The following is a 17942-nucleotide window of genomic DNA, read 5'->3' on the forward strand; positions in this document are numbered from 1 at the left end:
GTACAGCGCCTCCGTCAGCACGTGGGCAGGCCCGGCAGCGGCTTGTCGTTGTCGCCGCCCTTGAGGTAGACGTCGCTGACGAAGACATTGGTGTTGCCGCTGTCGTCGTCCGTCTTCGCCCACCAGACGTTCGTCCACCGGCCGTACGTCTCGCGGCGGCCCAGGTTCTGCTGACAGTAGAAGTAGTTGGTGCCCGCGTTGAGGGTGCCCGCCCTGGCGCCGGCCGCGGTGTACGACTGGGCGGAGCGCCACACCTGGCAGTCGTACTTGCCGCCGCCCGCCGGGTGGCAGGCGGGGGCCGACGCCGGGCCGTCGTCGGTCGGCTTGGTGGTGGGGTCGGAGCGCGAGGGGGTCTTGGCGCCGCCCCTGCCCTTGTCCCCGCCCCTGCCCTTGTCCCCGCCCCTGTCCCCGCCTCTGTCCCTGTCCTTGCCGTCGTCCGAACGGTCCTTGCCGCCGCCGTCGGCCTTGTCGTTCTCGTCGGCGCTGTCGTCCGCTTTCCTGCCCGGTTCGCGGGACTTCTCCTCGCCCTGCCCCGACGGCTTGGGGCGCTTCTTCGACTCGCCGCCGAGGGGGCCGTTGCTGCCGTCGTCCTGCGTCGAACCCGCGCGGTCCGGGGCGGCTTCCTGCCGGGCCTGGGCGCCGCTGTCGTCCTTGCCGTCGAGGAAGGCCACGGTGGCGCCCGTCGCCGCGAGGACGACACCCACCGCCACGGCGGCGGGCCAGGCACGGCGGCGGCGCGGGCGCCGGGTGGAGCGCGTCTCGGCGCGGCTCGCGGGGGCGGCGGGCTCCTGCCGCGCCACGGCGGGCGGCGGTCCGAAGCCCGGCGGGGGCGCGCTGGGGATGCTGCGCTCCGTCGTGCCGTACGGCCCCGGTGCGGTCTGCGGCGCGGGCTGCGGCACAGTCTGCGGCGCACCGTTGGCCACGGCTTTGGCGCCGGTGCCGTGCGTCGCCGCCGCCACGTCGGTGAGCAGGCGCCGCGCCGTGTCCGCATCGGGGCGTGCTTGCGGGTCCTTGTCCATGAGTTGGCGCAGTACGGGGGTCAGGGGCCCCGAACGCCGCGGCTCGGGCAGCGGGTCGACGACGATCGCGGTGAGCGTGGACCACGTCGACGTACGGCGGAAGGGGGAGGAACCCTCGACCGCGGCGTAAAGCGTGGCGCCGAGGGCCCAGACGTCGGAGGCGGGCCCCGGGTCGTGGCCCTGGGCGCGCTCGGGCGCCAGGTAGTCGAGCGAGCCGACCAGTTCGCCGCTGCGGGTGAGGTGCGTCGCCGAGCCGTCGTTCGGGTCGTCCATCGTGGCGATGCCGAAGTCGGTGAGGACGACGCGGCCACCGGCTTCCAGGAGGATGTTGCCGGGCTTCACGTCACGGTGCAGAACGCCCGCGCGGTGGGCGGCGGCCAGGGCCTCCATCACCTTGGCGCCGATGCCTGCGGCCTCCCGGGGGTCGAGGGTGCCGCGCTCGCGCAGCACGTCGTCCAGGGAGGGGCCGTCGACGAGTTCCATGACGATGAGGGGCCGTCCTTCGACCTCCGCGACGTCGTGCACGGCGACCACTCCGGGGTGGCGCACCCGGGCGGCGGCCCGTGCCTCGCGCTGCATCCGCAGCCGCAGGTCGTTCAGCTCGGGGCCGGCCGCGTCCGTATACGTGCGCAGTTCCTTGACCGCGACCTCGCGGTGCAGCACCTCGTCGACGGCGCGCCACACGACTCCCATGCCGCCGCGCCCGAGCTGTGCCACGACGCGGTAGCGCCCGGCGAGGAGTCTGCCGACCCCGTCCGTCTGTTCCTGGTCCCCCGAATGCACCGCTGCCCCGTTCCTGCGACACGACTTTCCGTGGCGTACAGACTACGGGGCAGCTGTGACAGGCGGTCGCCGGTGTTACTTGCCCGAGACCGTGAGATCGCCACGGCGCGGGCCGGAGAAGCCCTGCAGGCGGGCCAGGGTGAGGCCGGTGAGGCGGGTGACCTCGCCCGCGTCGAGGGCGCCGCAGTCCAGACCGCGCAGCAGGTATCCGGCGAGGGCCTTGGCGGTGGCGGGCTCGTCGGCCACGGCGCCGCCCTCGTGGTGGCCCGCGTAGGCGGCGAGGCGGGCGGCGGCCGACTCGAAACCCTCGCGGTAGAACGCGAACACGGCGGCGTAGCGGGTGGGGATGTGGCCGGGGTGCATGTCCCAGCCCTGGTAGTAGGCGCGGGCCAGGGCGCGGCGGGTGAGGCCGTAGTGCAGTCGCCAGGCGTCGTGGACCTGCGCGGTGGTGCCGACGGGCAGGACGTTGGTGGAGCCGTCGGAGACGCGGACGCCGGTGCCGGCGGCGGCGACCTGCATGACGGCCTTGGCGTGGTCGGCGGCCGGGTGGTCGCTGGCCTGGTAGGCGGCGCTGACGCCGAGGCAGGCGCTGTAGTCGAAGGTGCCGTAGTGCAGCCCCGTCGCGCGGCCATCGGCGGCCTGGATCATGCGGGCGACGGCGGCGGTGCCGTCGGTGGCGAGAATCGACTGGCTCGTCTCGATCTGGATCTCGAAGCCGATGCGGCCGGGCTCGAGACCGCGCGCCTTCTCGAACTCCTCAAGGAGCCGCACCATCGCGGTGACCTGCTCGGGATACGTCACCTTGGGCAGCGTCAGGACGAGGCCGTCGGGGAGGCCGCCCGCCTCCATGAGCCCTGACAGGAAGATGTCGAGGGTGCGGATGCCGCGGTCGCGTACCGCCTCCTCCATGCACTTCATGCGGATGCCCATGTACGGGGCGGCGGTGCCGTTCCTGTATGCCTCGGCGACGAGCCGGGCCGCGCGGGCGGCGTCCTGGTCCTCGTCGGCGCCCTTGTAGCCGTCCTCGAAGTCGATGCGCAGGTCTTCAATCGGCTCGCGCTCCAGTTTGGTGCGCACGCGCGTGTAGACGGCGTCGGCGAGGTCGTCGGTCAGGCCGAGGACGGCGGCGAAGGAGGCGGCGTCCGGTGCGTGCTCGTCGAGCATCGCGAGGGCCTTGTCGCCCCACGTGCGCAGCGAGTCCGCGGTGAACTGCTCGCCGGGGACGTACACGGTGTGGACGGGCTGGCGGGTACCTGGGTCTCCCGGGTAGAGGCGCTCCAGCTTCGCGTCCACCGGGGCGAGGGAAGCGCTGATGCCCTCGCTGACCGCGCCGGCGAGGCTCGTTGCCACCTTCTCTTGCTGACCCATTCCCGCATCCTCCACACGCTCGGTGCCGCGCCCGACATTTCCGCTCCGCGGAATCAACAATCCGTATATCGAAGTTATCCGTGACTTTCCTGCTGGTCAACACCTTGCCGTGTCCTGCATCCGTAGGGGACCGCGCGCGTTGACGCGTGTCCCGGAGCCCGGCGGGGACCGGCGCGGCCAGTCTGTGGCCCACAGCCTCCAGCGTGCCCTCGGTGCCGACCGTGCGGGCCGAACTCAAGGAGCCCCCGTGGCCATCGACTCCCCCTTCACGCGCCGTTCCGTCCTGCGGACCGCGCTCGCCGCCGCCGTGGCGCTGCCCCTGTCCGGCACGGCGGTGTCCGGCGGCCCGGCCCACGCCGCCGCGGCGCCGGAAGCGCGCCTGGAGGTCATGTCGTACAACGTCCGCTACGCGAGCAACCGGCCCCCGCACACCTGGGCCGAGCGCCGCCCGGCCATGAAGGAGATGCTCCTGCGCGCCCAGCCGCACGTCATCGGCACCCAGGAGGGCCTCTACTACCAGTTGCAGGACATCGAGACGGATCTCGGCGCGAACTACGACTGGGTCGGCACGGGCGTCGGGGGCGGCAGTCGCGACGAGTTCATGGCCGTCTTCTACGACAACCGCAGGCTGTTCCCGCTCGAATACGACCACTTCTGGCTCTCGGACACGCCCTACACCATCGCTTCGAACACCTGGGGTGCCAACTCGCCCCGCATGGCCTCCTGGGTGCGCTTCCTCGACCTGGTCACCAACGCCCAGCTGTACGTCCTCAACACGCACTTCGACCACGTCAGCCAGAACGCACGCGAGCGTTCGGCGAGCCTCATGGTCGAACGCATCGCCCAGCTGAACACGGCCACGCCACTCATCGTGACGGGCGACTTCAACGCGACGGCCCACGACAACGCCGCCTACACCACGATGCTGGGCGCCGGTCTCGTCGACACCTGGGACGTCGCCGAGAAGCGCGGCCCGGCATACGGCACGTACGGCGGTTACAAGCCGCCCGCCCTGGGCGGCGGTCGCATCGACTGGGTCCTGACGAGGCCCTCGGCGACGGTGCACGCGGCGTCGGTGAACACCTTCGCGCTCGGCGGGCAGTACCCGAGCGACCACTGGGCCGTCCAGGTCACGATGACGCTGTGACACGGCGAGGCCCCCGCTCCGCGCACGGCGGAGCGGGGGCCTCGTACCGGCAGCGGGCTCAGCCCTTGCGGGACTTGACCTCTTCGGTGAGGGCGGGGACGACCTCGAAGAGGTCGCCGACCACGCCGTAGTCGACCAGGTCGAAGATCGGGGCCTCGGCGTCCTTGTTGATGGCCACGATGGTCTTCGAGGTCTGCATGCCGGCCCGGTGCTGGATCGCGCCGGAGATGCCCGAGGCGATGTACAGCTGCGGGGAGACCGACTTGCCGGTCTGGCCCACCTGGTTGGCGTGCGGGTACCAGCCGGCGTCGACCGCGGCACGCGAGGCGCCGACGGCGGCACCGAGCGAGTCGGCGAGCGCCTCGATGACCGAGAAGTTCTCGGCACCGTTCACGCCGCGGCCGCCGGAGACCACGATCGCGGCCTCGGTCAGCTCGGGGCGGCCGGTCGACTCGCGCGGGGTGCGCGAGACGACCTTGGTGCCGGTGGCCTTCTCGGAGAAGGAGACCTCAAGGGCCTCGACGGTGCCCGCGGCCGGGGCGGCCTCCACGGCGGCCGAGTTCGGCTTGACCGTGATGACCGGGGTGCCCTGGGAGACACGGGACTTGGTGCTGTACGAGGCGGCGAACACCGACTGCGTGGCCACCGGGCCCTCGTCGCCGGCCTCCAGGTCGACGGCGTCCGTGATGATGCCGGACTTGATGCGGACCGCGAGGCGGGCCGCGATCTCCTTGGCCTCGGCGGAGGACGGGACGAGCACGGCGGCCGGGGAGACGGCCTCGTACGCGGCCTGCAGCGCGTCCACCTTCGGCACGACGAGGTAGTCGGCGAACTCGGGAGCGTCGGCGGTCAGGACCTTGACCGCGCCGTGCTCGGCGAGCGTGGCGGCGGTGGCCTCGGCGCCGGAGCCGAGGGCGACGGCGACGGGCTCGCCGATCCGGCGGGCCAGGGTCAGCAGCTCAAGGGTGGGCTTGCGGACGGCACCGTCCACGTGGTCGACGTAGACGAGAACTTCAGCCATGGGACTTCAATCTCCTGCGGTAACGAAGAAGTTGGGCGGTTGAGGGGTGACTGAAGCTCAGATGAACTTCTGGCCCGCGAGGAACTCGGCGAGCTGCTTGCCGCCCTCGCCCTCGTCCTTGACGATCGTGCCGGCCGTGCGGGCCGGACGCTCGGCGGCCGAGTCGACCTTGGTCCAGGCACCCTCGAGGCCGACCTCTTCGGCCTCCAGGTCCAGGTCACCGAGGTCGAGCGCCTCCACCGGCTTCTTCTTGGCGGCCATGATGCCCTTGAAGGACGGGTAGCGGGCCTCGCCCGACTGGTCCGTCACGGACACGACGGCCGGCAGGGACGCCTCCAGCTGCTCGCTGGCGGAGTCGCCGTCACGGCGGCCCTTCACGGTGCCGTCCTGGACGGAGACCTCGGAGAGCAGCGTGACCTGCGGGACGCCGAGGCGCTCCGCGAGGATCGCGGGCAGCACGCCCATGGTGCCGTCGGTCGAAGCCATGCCCGCGATGACCAGGTCGTAGCCGGTCTTCTCGATGGCCTTGGCGAGCACCAGCGAGGTGCCCATGACATCGGTGCCGTGCAGATCGTCGTCCTCGACGTGGACGGCCTTGTCGGCGCCCATCGAGAGCGCCTTGCGCAGCGCGTCCTTGGCGTCCTCGGGGCCGACGGTCAGAACGGTGACCTCCGCGTCGTCCGCCTCGTCGGCGATCTGCAGCGCCTGCTCGACCGCGTACTCGTCGAGCTCCGAAAGGAGGCCGTCGACGTCGTCGCGGTCGACGGTCAGGTCATCGGCGAAGTGCCGGTCGCCGGTGGCGTCGGGCACGTACTTCACACAGACAACGATCCTCAAGCTCACGCCGGCTCTCCTACTGCATCGTCTTTACTGGGCTGCTGCCTCGGCTCATGGCCACTGCCCCATTGCAGGCAGCATAGGCGCCTGAAGCGGCGGATCCCGGTCGGGGCGGCCCGCGCTCCGACCGAAATATTACTCATGAGTACACCCAGTTCATTCCCCCTGAGCAAGCGCTTTGAACTGTGACCTTCCCAACGCTGCGTAATCGGGCGTGAGCCACGCCCACCGGGAACTCTCAGTCGCGCAAGGCGTTGAAGCGCCCCTGGTGGTACAGGAGCGGGCGGCCCTCGTCGGCGTGGTCGCCGACCACGGCCTGGGCAAGCACGATGCGGTGGTCGCCGGTCGGCACCCGCGCCACGATCCGGCACACCAGCCAGGCGAGCACCCCGTCGAGCACGGGCACCCCCTCGGGCCCCTCGCGCCAGCTCGTCGGCGCGCCGAAGCGGTCGGCTCCGCTGCGCGCGAACGTGGCCGCGAGATCCTGCTGGTGCTCGCCGAGTATGTGGACGCCGACGTACTCGGCCTCGGAGACCGTGGGCCAGCTGGAGGAGCCGGTGCCGATGCCGAACGACACCACCGGGGGTTCGGCGGAGACCGATGTGAGCGAGGTGGCGGTGAAGCCGACCGGTCGGGAGCCCCGGGCCGCGGTGATCACGGCGACGCCCGCCGCGTGCCGCCGGAAGACCGAGCGCAGCAGGTCGGGGGTGGCGTGCCGCAGGGCGCCGAGGGCCGGCGTTGCCGTCATGGGGTTGTCCTTCTGCCGGAGGTACGGGCGACGACGTCGGTGTTCAGGACCGAGGACAGCGCGCGCCCGCATCGCGGACGAGATCCGCGTGGGCGCGCGTGCTGCGGAGAAGGCGGAGAAGGGGGTCCCGGGGCATGGCAGCAGGCTCGCGAGAGATGACGTACGCAGTCAAGCCCTTTCCGCGAGATGAAAGATGCGTCACGGTCGCGACCCCTGCGACCCTTGTGACCTGCGGGGCAGCGGGTCACACGGCCTCCCCGAGAGCGGCGATCACATCGGCCTTGCGGGGCTGTCCCGCGGCGCGCCGCACCACGCGCCCGGCCGCGTCCAGGACGAGGACGGTGGGTGTCTTCAGTACGCGCAGCTCCCGTACGAGATCGAGCCGGGCCTCGGCGTCGATCTCCACGTGGGACACCCCGGGGACCAGCGCGGCCACGTCCGCGAGGACTCTGCGCGTCGCACGGCAGGGCTGGCAGAACGCGCTGGAGAACTGCACCAGCGTCGCCCGCTCCCCCAGCCGCTCCCCGATGTCCGCCGCGCCGAGCCGCCGCCCGGTGTCACGTCCTGGCACTTCCGCCTCACTCCTACCGCCTGCCCCAAGGGCCTTGATCCGCATCTCTCCCGGTACAGCGCTCGCGCGCCCGCGGAGATTCCTACGTGACGAGAATCTCGCGGATCGGCGGCACCAAGGCTGGTCACTCGTCCGTTCTTGGGGCACGATCTGCGCAACGCCGAAAAACCTACGGCTGCGTAACCTCCCGCCGGGAGCCCCCTCCCCAGGCAGAAACGAAGGGCCCTCCCCACCCATGGCAGAGCTTGTCTACCGTCCGGTCATCGGTGCCGCGAAAACCCTGTTCAAGGCATGGGACCTGAAGATCGACTGCAAAGGCTCGGAGAACATCCCACGCTCCGGCGGCGCGGTCCTCGTCAGCAATCACATCAGCTATCTCGACTTCATCTTCGACGGTCTCGCCGCCCTGCCGCAGAAGCGCCTGGTGCGCTTCATGGCGAAGGACTCGGTGTTCCGGCACAAGATCTCCGGGCCGCTGATGCGTGGGATGAAGCACATCCCCGTCGACCGCAAGCAGGGCGAGGCGGCTTACGCGCACGCCCTCGACTCACTGCGCTCCGGGGAGATCATCGGCGTCTTCCCCGAGGCGACGATCTCGCAGTCCTTCACGCTGAAGACGTTCAAGTCCGGCGCCGCGCGGCTGGCCCAGGAGGCCGGGGTCCCGCTGATCCCGATGGCTCTGTGGGGCACGCAGCGGCTGTGGACCAAGGGGCACCCCCGCAACTTCCGGCGCAGCCACCTGCCCGTGACGATCCGGGTCGGGGAGCCGGTGGAAGCCCCCAAGGACCAGTACGCGGGTGCGATCACGCGGCGCCTGCGCGAGCGCTGCCAGGAGCTCCTCGAGGCCGCGCAGCGCGCCTATCCGGTGCGCCCCAAGGGCCCGGACGACACGTGGTGGATGCCTGCGCACCTGGGCGGTACGGCGCCGACCCCCGCCGAGGTGAAGGCCGCCGAGGCCACCTGACCGTCCCGGTCCGTCCGGCGCGTCGTCCGTCCGGCGCGTCTCACAGCTGTGCGGGGTAGATCTGCCAGAGGTGCGGCCGGTCGCGGGCTTCCTTGAGCGGGCGGAGCGCCACTGGACTCGGTTCGGCGTAGAGGACCGGGTAGTCCACCTCACCGGCCCCGGGGTCCACCGGCCAGGCCAGCCGCTCCGCACCGAGACGGAACTGCGCGTCGACGCCGTCCGGGACGTTGCCGCGCGGGTCCTGCCGGTGCCAGGCGCCGTCGAGGCGTACGGCGACCAGGCCGTGCAGGGAGTAGCCGCTTGTGTGGTCGTCCCGCAGCCGCTGGTAGCAGAACGCCGTCGGGATGTCCTCGGCGCGCAGCAGGGCGGCCAGGGCGTGGGACTTGGCGGTGCAGATGCCGGTGCGCTCCCGCAGGACGTCGGAGGCGCGCCAGGTGACTTCCATGCGGCCCGAGTCCTGCGAGTGCGGGATCTCGTCGCGGACGAACTCGAAGGCCGCGCGCGCGTACGCGTACGTGTCGGCGGATGACTTCGCCAGGCTCGCGGCGGTCTCGCGGACCAGCGGGTGATGGTGGTCGACAACCTCGTCGGCGGCCAAGTACGCCGACAGGTCAGGGTTTTCCTGGATCAGCTGCATGGCACGGGAGCATAGGAATACGGTCGCCCGTACGTCAATGACTTTACGGTCGACCGTATACCTATGCAGAAGAACCTATGCAGGAGTCCTGCGCCTCAGAGACGCCGGTTCAGCGCGCCATCTCTTCCTTCAGCGCCGCCAGGAACCCGTCGACGTCCTCCTCGCGGGTGTCGTACGCGCACATCCAGCGGACGTCGCCCGCCGCCTCGTCCCAGAAGTAGAAGCGGTAGCGCTTCTGCAGCCGCTCGCTCACGTCGTGCGGCAGCCGGGCGAAGACCGCGTTGGCCTGCACGGGGTAGAGGATCTCCACGCCGTGCACGGACCGGACGCCCTCCGCGAGGCGCTGCGCCATCTCATTGGCGTGCCGGGCGTTGCGCAGCCACAGATCTTTGGCGAGCAGGGCCTCCAACTGCACCGAGACGAAGCGCATCTTGGAGGCGAGCTGCATGGACATCTTGCGCAGGTGCTTCATGTGGCGCACGGCGTCCTGGTTGATGACCACGACCGCCTCGCCGAACATCGCACCGTTCTTGGTGCCGCCCAGCGACAGGATGTCGACGCCCACCGCGTTCGTGAACGTCCTCATGGGGACGTCAAGTGCGGCGGCGGCGTTGGCTATCCGGGAGCCGTCGAGGTGCACCTTCATGCCGAGCTGGTGCGCGTGGTCGCAGATCGCGCGGATCTCGTCGGGCGTGTACAGCGTGCCCAGTTCGGTGTTCTGCGCGATCGAGACGACCTGCGGCATGGCGCGGTGCTCGTCGTCCCAGCCGAACGCCTGCCGGTCGATCAGCTCCGGGGTGAGCTTGCCGTCGGGCGTGGGCACGGTCAGCAGCTTGAGGCCCGCCATGCGCTCGGGGGCGCCGCCCTCGTCCACGTTGATGTGCGCGGACTCGGCGCAGATCACCGCGCCCCAGCGGTCGGCGAGCGCCTGCAGCGCGACGACATTGGCGCCCGTGCCGTTGAACACCGGGAACGCCTCGGCGGTGGGTCCGAAGTGTCCCCGGATCACCTGCTGGAGACCGGCTGTGTAGTCGTCCTCGCCGTACGCGATCTGGTGGCCGCCGTTGGCGAGCGCGAGGGCCGCCATGACCTCCGGGTGGGCGCCCGCGTAGTTGTCGCTCGCGAAGCCGCGGACGTCCGGGTCGTGGTGGCGTCGGGCGTCGGTCTTCGGAGGGTTCACGGGCTCTCTGCCAGGGATGGTCGCGTCACGAGCGGTCGCGTCACGACCGGTCACGGCTTCTCGGTCAGCCACAGGCGGTTTCCGTTCACTTCACCGGCGGGCTTCTCCCAGACACCGGCGATGGCCTCGGCCAGCTCCTTGACGTCCGTGAAGCCCGCGAACTTCGCGTTGGGCCGCTCCGCGCGCATCGCGTCGTGCACCAGCGCCTTGACCACCAGGATCGCAGCCGCCGCGCGCGGCCCGTCCTCGCCCCCCGCCTTGCGGAAGGCGTCCGCGAGGGCCAGCGTCCAGGCCTCGGCCGCCGCCTTGGAGGCGGAGTACGCCGCGTTGCCCGCCGTCGGCTTGCTCGCGCCCGCCGCGCTGATCAGCAGGTAGCGCCCCCGGTCGCTGCGGCGCAGGCCGTCCTCGAAGGCGAGGGAGGTGTGCTGCACGGTGCGGATCAGGAGCTTTTCGAGGAGGTCCCAGTCGGCGAGGTCGGTCTCGGCGAAGCTCTTGCCGCCGCGCCAGCCGCCGACGAGGTGGACGAGCCCGTCGATCCGTCCGAACTCCTTCTCGGTGCGCCTCGCCCACTCGCGGGTCGCGTCCAGGTCGAGGAGATCGACCGTGTCTCCTATGACGGTCGCCCCGCCGTGCGCGTACCGCGCGGCGTCCACCGCTTCGGCCAGGCGCGCCGGGTCGGCGTCAGAGGCCACGACCGTGGCTCCCGCCTCGGCCAGCCTGAGCAGGGTGGCACGCCCCGCGGGGCCGGCCGCTCCGGCCACCGCGACCACGGCTCCATCGAGTGCGGACATGGTCCTCGCCTCCTCCTGGCGGCCGCTCACGCGGCGGCCTTCTCGGCGTCCGACGAAGCAGTGATGCCCTTGGTGGAGGCGATCACGTTCTTCAGCTTCTTGGAGAGCGCCTCATAGAACATGCTGAGCGGAAACTCGTCGGGAAGCACCTCATCGACAAGTTTGCGCGGCGGCAGCGAGGTGTCCAGGGCGTCCGGGCCCTTGGCCCAGCGCGATCCGGGGTGCGGGGCGAGGTAGCTGGAGACCAGGTCGTACGCGGCGAACCAGTGGACCAGCTTCGGGCGGTCGATGCCGGCCCGGTAGAGGTCCTCGATCTCGCCGCACAGCTGGTTGGTGACCTGCGGCGCGCGCTCCCAGTCGATGCTGAGCCGGTTGTCGGTCCAACGGACCACGTCATGCTTGTGGAGGTAGGCGAAGAGGAGCTGGCCGCCGAGCCCGTCGTAGTTCTTGACGCGGTCACCGGTGACCGGGAAGCGGAACATCCGGTCGAACAGGACGGCGTACTGCACGTCGCGCGCCTGCGGGACGCCCTCGGCCTCCAGCTTCACGGCCTCCTTGAAGGCGGTGAGGTCGCAGCGCAGCTCCTCCAGGCCGTACATCCAGAACGGCTGGCGCTGCTTGATCATGAACGGGTCGAACGGCAGGTCGCCGTGGCTGTGGGTGCGGTCGTGGACCATGTCCCACAGGACGAACGCCTGCTGGCAGCGGTCCTGGTCGCCGACCATCTCGCGGATGTCGTCGGGCAGTTCGAGCCCGAGCAGGTCCACGGCGGCCTCGGTGACACGGCGGAAGCGGGCCGCCTCGCGGTCGCAGAAGATGCCGCCCCAGGAGAAGCGCTCGGGGGCCTCGCGCACGGCGATGGTCTCGGGGAAGAGGACGGCCGAGTTCGTGTCGTACCCGGCGGTGAAGTCCTCGAAGGTGATGCCGCAGAAGAGCGGGTTGTCGTAGCGCGTGCGCTCCAGTTCGGCCAGCCAGTCGGGCCAGACCATGCGCAGCACGACCGCTTCGAGGTTGCGGTCGGGGTTGCCGTTCTGCGTGTACATCGGGAAGACGACCAGGTGCTGCAGGCCGTCCTCGCGGTGCGCGGCGGGCTGGAAGGCGAGGAGGGAGTCGAGGAAGTCCGGCACCCGGAAGCCGTCCTCGGCCCAGCGGCGCAGGTCCGTGACGAGCGCCCGGTGGTACGCGGCGTCGTGCGGCAGGAGCGGGGAGAGCTCCTCCACCGCGGCTATGACGCGGTCCACGGCGAGTTCGGCGATGCTCCGCGCCGGGGCGCCGTCCGCCTCGAAGTCGATGGAGCCGTCCGCCGACTGCCAGGGCCGGATGTCCTCCACGGCATCCTTGAGCACCGGCCACGCCGGGTGGTCCACCACCCGCCCCTCAGCGGTAGGAACCGCACCCTCCGTACCCGACCGCACAAGAATTTCCGTCATAACCCATCCTCCACGGGAGAACCTCGCGTCAGAACACCGTATGCGTGCGAGGTTCTCCGCGACAAGGGGGGTATCGGGAAATTATCCTGTGCCACCCCCTGCCCCACCGCTGTTTTTCCTGTGCGTCGCGGTCGACCCGATCGCTTCCGCCACATCCGTCAACGCTTTCCCCGCATCGGGCAGTGCATCGGGGAAGGCGAGGAAGCCGTGGAACATCCCGGGGAAGTGGGCCGAGACGACATCCACTCCGGCCGCGCGCAGGCGCTCCGCGTAGTGCAGTCCCTCGTCGCGCAGCGGGTCGCAGCCCGCGGTGACGAGGTGGGCGGGCGGCAGCCCGGAGAGGTCCGCGGCGCGCAGCGGCGAGGCGAGGGCGTGCCTGCCGTCCCCGTCGGACCCGAGGTACTGCTGCCAGAACCAGCGCAGGTGCGCGGCGGTGAGGAAGCAGCCCCGGGCGTTCTCGCGGTAGGAGGCGGTGTCCTGGGCCGCGTCCAGGAGGGGGTAGAGCAGCACTTGCAGCGCGAGCGCGGGGCCGCCCTCGTCCCGCGCCCTGAGCGCCGCGGCGGCGGCGAGCCCTCCGCCGCTGCTGTCCCCGGCGGCGACGAGGGCGCCGGGATCGCCGCCGAGCGCGGCGCTCTCGCCGGCGGCCCAGCACAGCGCCGCGTACGCGTCGTCGACGGCCGCCGGGAAGCGGTGCTCGGGCGCCAGGCGGTAGCCGACGGAGACCACGGCGGCGCCGGACCGGGCGGTCAGGCCGCGGGCCGTGGCGTCGTGGGAGTCGAGGCCGCAGAGGGTGTAGCCGCCGCCGTGGAAGAAGACGACGGTCGGGCGGGGGCCCGGATGCCGTGCCGGGTCCGGGAGGTAGACGCGGACGGGGACCTCGGGTGCGCCCGGCGGCCCCGGGACCGTCCGGTCCGCGACCGGGCCGACGGGGAGCGGCGCCCTTCCGCAGGCGGGTGCGGCGGCGAGGATCCGGCGGGCCTCGACGGCGTCGGTGACGGCGCCGCCGAGGTCGGGGAAGGCGGCGGTCAGGGCGTCCACGAGGGGGCGGGCACGGGGGTCGAGGCGGTCCGGGGCGAGGGCGGCGCCCTGGTCGTCGCGCCGCATCATGCGGTGTCCGCTTCCTGGGCGCGGAAGTAGGGGATGACCTTCTCGCCCCACTGCCGCAGGGTCTCCAGACAGGCCTCCTGGGGCACGGTGCCCATCTGGACGAGGCACATGATCTCGTCGGCCCCCGCGTCGCGCAGGCGCTCGACATGGGCGATGGCGTCGTCCGCGGTGCCGTACGCGTGGTCGGCGTTGAACGTGGCGGTCGAGGTCGGACGTACCGGGATGTCGTGCTCGTGCAGGCGCGCGACGACCTGCTCGGCCGCCCTGCGCATCTCGGCGGCCTCGTCACGGCCCTCGACGACCGCCTCGTCGGGGACGCCGGTGCCGCCGTACCAGTGCCCGATGGACTGCGCGAAGAACCGCTGCCCGCGGATGCCCACGCGCCGTGCCGTCTCCCGGTCGTCGAGCACGATCGTCGGACAGAGCACCGAGAAGTGGTCGTTGACGGCGCTCGACACGAAGCGCGCGCCGGTGCGGGCCGCGAGCGCGGCGTCGTACGCCCGGCGCATCCCGGCGATCGACTCGGGGCCCGCGAACCCCATCACCAGGGCGCCGATGCCCAGTTCGGCCGCCTGTGTCAGGGTCTCGGTCCTGCTGCAGGCGAGGAAGAGCGGCGGGTGGGGGGTCTGCGCGGGGCGGGGCAGGATCGGGTGCGGGCCGATGTCGAGGAGCTCGCCGTGGTGCTCCAGCTCCTCCTTCTCCCAGGCCTTTCCGATGATCCGCAGCGCTTCCTCGACCTCTTGCGCCGTACGTTCCCTGTCGACCCCGCACAGCGACGTCTCCTGGGCCGTGCCGCCCCGGCCCGCACCCAGGTCGAGCCGCCCGCCGGAGAGCAGGTCGAGCATGGCGGCGCGCTCGGCGACCCGCGCCGGGTGGTTGAAGTTGAACGGCATGCAGACGACGCCGTGCCCGATCCTGATGGTGCTCGTGCGCGCGGCGACCCAGGTGAGGAAGATCTCGGGCGCGCTCATGTGCGCGTACCACTTGAGCGAATGGTGCTCCACCGCCCAGATGCGGTCGAACCCCATCTTTTCGGCGAGCACGGCTTGTTCGACACTGTCGCGGATGACCTGGTGCTCACGTTCGACGGTCGGATCGGCGAGCTGTGCCTCGAAGATGACGGAGAACTTCATGTGCCCTCCAGGGGGTGATGCCCTCAGCGCCTGTGCGGCATGGCTTTTGTTTCGATCAGCCATATGACTAGTCGTCACATCGCAACATCACAAGGGCTGTCGCACGGGCTTTTCGCGCCGGCGCCCGGGTGCGGTCGGCTCCGGCCGCGGGGCGGGCCGGGCCGCGGGCCCGGCCGGGAATCACCTTCACCGGTGACTGGTTCAGGGGCCGAGCATGACATCGTGAACCGGTCGCGTTACGGTCACGGACGTATGAAGGAACAGGCCCCTCCACTGGTGGAGCCGGGCATGGCCGATGTCCGTGACGGAACCGCCGCTGTTCACAGAATGACGAGAGGCCGGGAAGCAAGGGTGCCGCCGTGGGAGACAGCTTGTCCATTTCGTCCGTGCCCTCGCCCGACGGTCGGCGCCCGTCCCGGCACGTCCCCTCGCCCAGCGACGAGACGGAACTGCTGAGGGTCGCCAACGAGCGGCTGCGTGATCAGGTCTCGGAGCTCCAGGTCCAGGCGCGGGCGCGCTCCAGGGTCGCGCTGGCCGAGGGCATCCTGGTCGAGCGCTACCGCCTCGCGGACGCGCAGGCGGCGTTCGCGCTGCTGCGCCAGGCGTCCCAGCGGGCCAACATCAAGCTGCACCAGCTGGCCGCCGCGGTCGTCAGGACCCCGGGGCCCGTGCCGGGCGCCGAGGTGTGGAACATCAGACGGGCGCAGCAGCCGACGCCGAACCTGGCCACGCTCCACTCCGGCGCGATCGACGCGACCAACCAGGGCGAGGTCCTGGGCGCCGCGCTGCGCCGCGTCATGACCGTCACCGACACCGACATGGGGAACGTGCAGCTGGTCGAGGACGACATCCTGCGCATGGCGAAGCACGCGGGACTGCCCCGGCAGTTCACCGACTACTTCGCGTTCGTGGACGGAAACACCTCATGCGCCCGTGCGGCCGCCGCGAGCCACCAGGTCACCGTCAAGGAGGTGGCCTCGTCGGCCGGTTTCGACGAGGACACCCGCCGGGTGATCCTCGCCTCGGGAAGCCGCGCCTGCCACAGCATTCCCCTCGTCGACGAGCAGAACACCGTCCGCGGCGTGATCTCCTCGCACCACGCCCGCCCCCTCATCGGCTTCACACAGGCGCAGTTGCGGGCGCTGGACGGCACGAGCCGCGCCCTCGGCACCTGGATCAAGTGGCACCAGCACACCGTGCTCGTCGACGCGTTGCAGGACCTCCATCGGATCGCGCTGGCCTTCCGCGGCTAGCGGGCGGGCGCGGCGTTGGTGAAGGCGCCGTCCTTGAAGACGCGTTCGGCGAAGCGTTCGCCGATGAGGCGGTGCGTGGCCGCGTCCGGGTGGAGCTGGTCGGGCAGCGGCAGTCGGGCGGCGTCCGCGGTGCCGTAGAGCTCGCGGCCGTCGAGGTAGTACAGGTTCGGGTCGTCGGCCGCGCGCCGCTCGACGATCCGGGCCAGCTCCTCGCGGATGACGTTCAGCGTGAGCTTCCCGGCCGCCCGTTCCGCCGGGTCGCCCATGGCCTTGAAGCGAAGCAGCCCCTCCCCGATGTCGCTGAGGTCCGGCGCGCTGGGGCCCGGGGTGTCCTCGTGCATGGGGCACAGGATGGGCGAGACGACCAGCAGCGGGGTGTCGGGGTGCCCTTCGCGGACGGTGTCGAGGAAACCGTGCATCGCCGGGGTGAAGGCGCGCAGCCGCATCACGTCGGCGTTGACCAGGTTGATTCCCATCTTGATGCTGATCAGGTCCGCGGGGGTGTCCCGCAGGGCGCGGGCGGTGAACGGGTCGAGCAGGGCGCTGCCGGCAAGGCCGAGGTTGATCAGCTCGACACCGCCGAGCGAGGCGGCGAGGGCGGGCCAGATGGTGGTGGGGCTCGCCGCGTCGGAGCCGTGGCTGATCGAACTGCCGTGGTGCAGCCACACCTTGCGGCCCGGGTCCCGGGCGGGCTCCACGGGTGCGTCGGTACGCAGCGCGAGGAGCTCGGTGGTCTCGTTGTGCGGCAGCCAGATCTCGATGTCCTTCATGCCGTCCGGCAGGTCGTCGAAGCGCACGGTGCCGGGGTCGCCGGTGGTGTGCTCGAAGGTCCCGGCCGCCATGTCGATGGTCAGCGTGTGACCGCCCTTGACGCTGCCCCGGTCGGCGAGGACACCGTCGACGACCAGGTCGTAGACCCCGTCGGGGCGGGGCGGCACGCCGACGTAGGACCGCTTGGTGGGCAGGGTGTCCAGCTCGACCGCGGTGGCGCGGGTGCGGAACGCCAGGCGTACGCCGGAGGGCTGGGCCTCGGCCATGGCCAGCTGTCCGTCGGTGTTCTGCCTGCGGGCGCGGGCGGGCAGCCGGTGCGGGAGTATGCCGTGCGCGGTCTCTTCGACGTCGAGGGCGCCGCGCAGGAGGTCAGCGGTGACGGGCGTGGTGGTCCAGTGCCGGTCGCTGTTCGGCGCGTTGTCCGGTGTGTTGTCCGGTGTGTTGTCCATTGCTCTGTTTCCTTGCCGGGATCATCGTCACGTTGATCCGCTCATTGATTGCGTCAGCATGTTGATCGGGCATCAGGCATCAGGCTGACGGGGCGGGCCAGTTGCGCAGCAGGGCGTCCAGGGCGTCGATGACGCGCGTCCAGGTCTCCTGCGAGTCGGGCGCGCTGTGGCTGAAGCCACCGGCCAGCTCCAGGCTGACGTAGCCGTGGAAGACGCTTCCGAGGAGGCGGACCGCGTGGGTCTGATCCGGCTCCCCCAGGTCGTATCCGCGCAGGATCGCCCGCGTCATCTCCGCGTGCCTGCCGCCCGCGCCGGCGGCGGCCGCCTCGGGGCTGAGCCGCAGCTGGGCCGCGGCGTAACGTCCGGGGTGCTCCCTGGCGTAGTCGCGGTAGACGTTCGCGAGGGCGGCCAGGGCGTCCTTTCCCGCGCGTCCTGCGAGCGCGTCGGCGCCCCGGTCGGCGAGTTCGGCCAGGGCCAGCAGGGCGATCCCCGTCTTGAGGTCCTGGGAGTTCTTCACGTGCGAGTACAGGCTCGCGGTCTTGACGTCGAAGTGCCGGGCCAGCGCCGAGACGGTCACCTGGTCGAAGCCGACCTCGTCGGCCAGCTCCGCACCGGCCCGGATCAGCCGTTCCGTGGTCAGCCCTACGCGGACCATGACACTCCCCTCGTTCGCCTTGCCTTGAACGAGTATGCATTTACCTAAACCCTTTAGGCAAATTGGCATGCGCTTTAG

The 17942-nt window shown here is 71.3% G+C and carries 17 protein-coding genes; 3 read left to right on the forward strand and 14 right to left on the reverse strand.

Going from position 1 to position 17942, the window contains the following annotated elements; all coding sequences use genetic code 11:
* Window positions 1-14 precede the first annotated feature (14 nt).
* Entirely contained in the window at window positions 15-1802 is a 1788-nt protein-coding gene (locus tag AC07DI_RS14165; RefSeq protein ID WP_478904578.1) for a serine/threonine-protein kinase, read from the reverse strand.
* Window positions 1803-1877: 75 nt separating this feature from the next.
* Window positions 1878-3170 carry a DUF6986 family protein gene (locus AC07DI_RS14170; protein ID WP_478904579.1) on the reverse strand — a complete coding sequence of 431 codons (1293 nt, stop codon included), beginning with the start codon at window positions 3168-3170 and terminating at the stop codon, window positions 1878-1880.
* Window positions 3171-3417: 247 nt separating this feature from the next.
* On the opposite strand from AC07DI_RS14170, the gene AC07DI_RS14175 reads away from it, so the two are divergent.
* Complete coding sequence (locus AC07DI_RS14175) at window positions 3418-4317, forward strand: endonuclease/exonuclease/phosphatase family protein (RefSeq protein WP_478904580.1); 900 nt, start codon at window positions 3418-3420, stop codon at window positions 4315-4317.
* Window positions 4318-4375: 58 nt separating this feature from the next.
* Here the strand turns inward: AC07DI_RS14175 and AC07DI_RS14180 are convergent, their stop codons facing one another.
* From AC07DI_RS14180 to AC07DI_RS14195, 4 genes are all read right to left on the reverse strand, one after another.
* The gene (locus AC07DI_RS14180; protein WP_384254870.1) at window positions 4376-5338 is read right to left on the reverse strand and encodes an electron transfer flavoprotein subunit alpha/FixB family protein; all 963 of its coding nucleotides are present in this window, start codon (window positions 5336-5338) and stop codon (window positions 4376-4378) included.
* 57 nt (window positions 5339-5395) lie between these two features.
* On the reverse strand, window positions 5396-6181 hold the full coding sequence (locus AC07DI_RS14185) for an electron transfer flavoprotein subunit beta/FixA family protein (protein ID WP_384254868.1): 786 nt from the start codon (window positions 6179-6181) through the stop codon (window positions 5396-5398).
* 232 nt (window positions 6182-6413) lie between these two features.
* Window positions 6414-6923, reverse strand: a complete 510-nt coding sequence (locus AC07DI_RS14190; protein ID WP_478904582.1) for a flavin reductase family protein — start codon at window positions 6921-6923, stop codon at window positions 6414-6416.
* Window positions 6924-7167: 244 nt separating this feature from the next.
* On the reverse strand, window positions 7168-7539 hold the full coding sequence (locus AC07DI_RS14195; RefSeq protein WP_478904583.1) for a thioredoxin family protein: 372 nt from the start codon (window positions 7537-7539) through the stop codon (window positions 7168-7170).
* A 190-nt stretch (window positions 7540-7729) separates the two neighbouring features.
* Here AC07DI_RS14195 and AC07DI_RS14200 point away from each other — a divergent pair, with 190 nt between their 5' ends.
* Window positions 7730-8458 (forward strand): lysophospholipid acyltransferase family protein, encoded by a 729-nt coding sequence (locus AC07DI_RS14200; RefSeq protein WP_384254861.1) that lies wholly within the window; start codon window positions 7730-7732, stop codon window positions 8456-8458.
* Between the two features lie 40 nt (window positions 8459-8498).
* On the opposite strand, the gene AC07DI_RS14205 is transcribed toward AC07DI_RS14200, so the two are convergent.
* The 6 genes from AC07DI_RS14205 to AC07DI_RS14230 all read right to left on the reverse strand — a co-directional run bounded on the left by AC07DI_RS14205 (window position 8499) and on the right by AC07DI_RS14230 (window position 14736).
* On the reverse strand, window positions 8499-9095 hold the full coding sequence (locus tag AC07DI_RS14205) for a transglutaminase-like domain-containing protein (protein ID WP_478904586.1): 597 nt from the start codon (window positions 9093-9095) through the stop codon (window positions 8499-8501).
* A gap of 109 nt (window positions 9096-9204) precedes the next feature.
* Complete coding sequence (locus AC07DI_RS14210; protein ID WP_478904587.1) at window positions 9205-10275, reverse strand: threonine aldolase family protein; 1071 nt, start codon at window positions 10273-10275, stop codon at window positions 9205-9207.
* Window positions 10276-10325: 50 nt separating this feature from the next.
* A complete protein-coding gene (locus AC07DI_RS14215; RefSeq protein ID WP_478904588.1) occupies window positions 10326-11066 on the reverse strand; it encodes an SDR family NAD(P)-dependent oxidoreductase in 741 nt (246 codons plus the stop codon).
* 26 nt (window positions 11067-11092) lie between these two features.
* Window positions 11093-12496, reverse strand: coding sequence for a DUF6421 family protein (locus AC07DI_RS14220; protein ID WP_478904589.1), 1404 nt, complete (start codon window positions 12494-12496; stop codon window positions 11093-11095).
* Between the two features lie 81 nt (window positions 12497-12577).
* On the reverse strand, window positions 12578-13603 hold the full coding sequence (locus tag AC07DI_RS14225; RefSeq protein WP_478904590.1) for an alpha/beta hydrolase: 1026 nt from the start codon (window positions 13601-13603) through the stop codon (window positions 12578-12580).
* Entirely contained in the window at window positions 13600-14736 is a 1137-nt protein-coding gene (locus tag AC07DI_RS14230; protein ID WP_478904592.1) for an LLM class flavin-dependent oxidoreductase, read from the reverse strand. Before AC07DI_RS14230 ends, AC07DI_RS14225 begins: the two co-directional genes overlap by 4 nt.
* A gap of 371 nt (window positions 14737-15107) precedes the next feature.
* On the opposite strand from AC07DI_RS14230, the gene AC07DI_RS14235 reads away from it, so the two are divergent.
* Window positions 15108-15989, forward strand: coding sequence for an ANTAR domain-containing protein (locus tag AC07DI_RS14235; RefSeq protein WP_478904594.1), 882 nt, complete (start codon window positions 15108-15110; stop codon window positions 15987-15989).
* Here AC07DI_RS14235 and AC07DI_RS14240 read toward each other — a convergent pair.
* Complete coding sequence (locus AC07DI_RS14240; RefSeq protein WP_478904596.1) at window positions 15986-17209, reverse strand: GDSL-type esterase/lipase family protein; 1224 nt, start codon at window positions 17207-17209, stop codon at window positions 15986-15988. The two genes, AC07DI_RS14235 and AC07DI_RS14240, sit on opposite strands and share 4 nt — an antisense overlap.
* Before the next feature lie 79 nt (window positions 17210-17288).
* Window positions 17289-17864, reverse strand: a complete 576-nt coding sequence (locus AC07DI_RS14245; RefSeq protein ID WP_478904597.1) for a TetR/AcrR family transcriptional regulator — start codon at window positions 17862-17864, stop codon at window positions 17289-17291.
* Window positions 17865-17942: the final 78 nt, after the last annotated feature.

This window comes from Streptomyces sp. NPDC044106 (assembly GCF_056433985.1).

Excerpts from the sequence above, each read along its gene's own strand:
- AC07DI_RS14170 (WP_478904579.1), bottom strand. The coding sequence starts at position 3,170 with ATGGGTCAGCAAGAGAAGGTGGCAACGAGCCTCGCCGGCGCGGTCAGC.
- AC07DI_RS14180 (WP_384254870.1), bottom strand. The coding sequence starts at position 5,338 with ATGGCTGAAGTTCTCGTCTACGTCGACCACGTGGACGGTGCCGTCCGC.
- AC07DI_RS14190 (WP_478904582.1), bottom strand. The coding sequence starts at position 6,923 with ATGACGGCAACGCCGGCCCTCGGCGCCCTGCGGCACGCCACCCCCGAC.
- AC07DI_RS14195 (WP_478904583.1), bottom strand. The coding sequence starts at position 7,539 with ATGCGGATCAAGGCCCTTGGGGCAGGCGGTAGGAGTGAGGCGGAAGTG.
- AC07DI_RS14200 (WP_384254861.1), top strand. The coding sequence starts at position 7,730 with ATGGCAGAGCTTGTCTACCGTCCGGTCATCGGTGCCGCGAAAACCCTG.
- AC07DI_RS14205 (WP_478904586.1), bottom strand. The coding sequence starts at position 9,095 with ATGCAGCTGATCCAGGAAAACCCTGACCTGTCGGCGTACTTGGCCGCC.
- AC07DI_RS14215 (WP_478904588.1), bottom strand. The coding sequence starts at position 11,066 with ATGTCCGCACTCGATGGAGCCGTGGTCGCGGTGGCCGGAGCGGCCGGC.
- AC07DI_RS14220 (WP_478904589.1), bottom strand. The coding sequence starts at position 12,496 with ATGACGGAAATTCTTGTGCGGTCGGGTACGGAGGGTGCGGTTCCTACC.
- AC07DI_RS14225 (WP_478904590.1), bottom strand. The coding sequence starts at position 13,603 with ATGATGCGGCGCGACGACCAGGGCGCCGCCCTCGCCCCGGACCGCCTC.
- AC07DI_RS14230 (WP_478904592.1), bottom strand. The coding sequence starts at position 14,736 with ATGAAGTTCTCCGTCATCTTCGAGGCACAGCTCGCCGATCCGACCGTC.
- AC07DI_RS14240 (WP_478904596.1), bottom strand. The coding sequence starts at position 17,209 with ATGGACAACACACCGGACAACACACCGGACAACGCGCCGAACAGCGAC.
- AC07DI_RS14245 (WP_478904597.1), bottom strand. The coding sequence starts at position 17,864 with ATGGTCCGCGTAGGGCTGACCACGGAACGGCTGATCCGGGCCGGTGCG.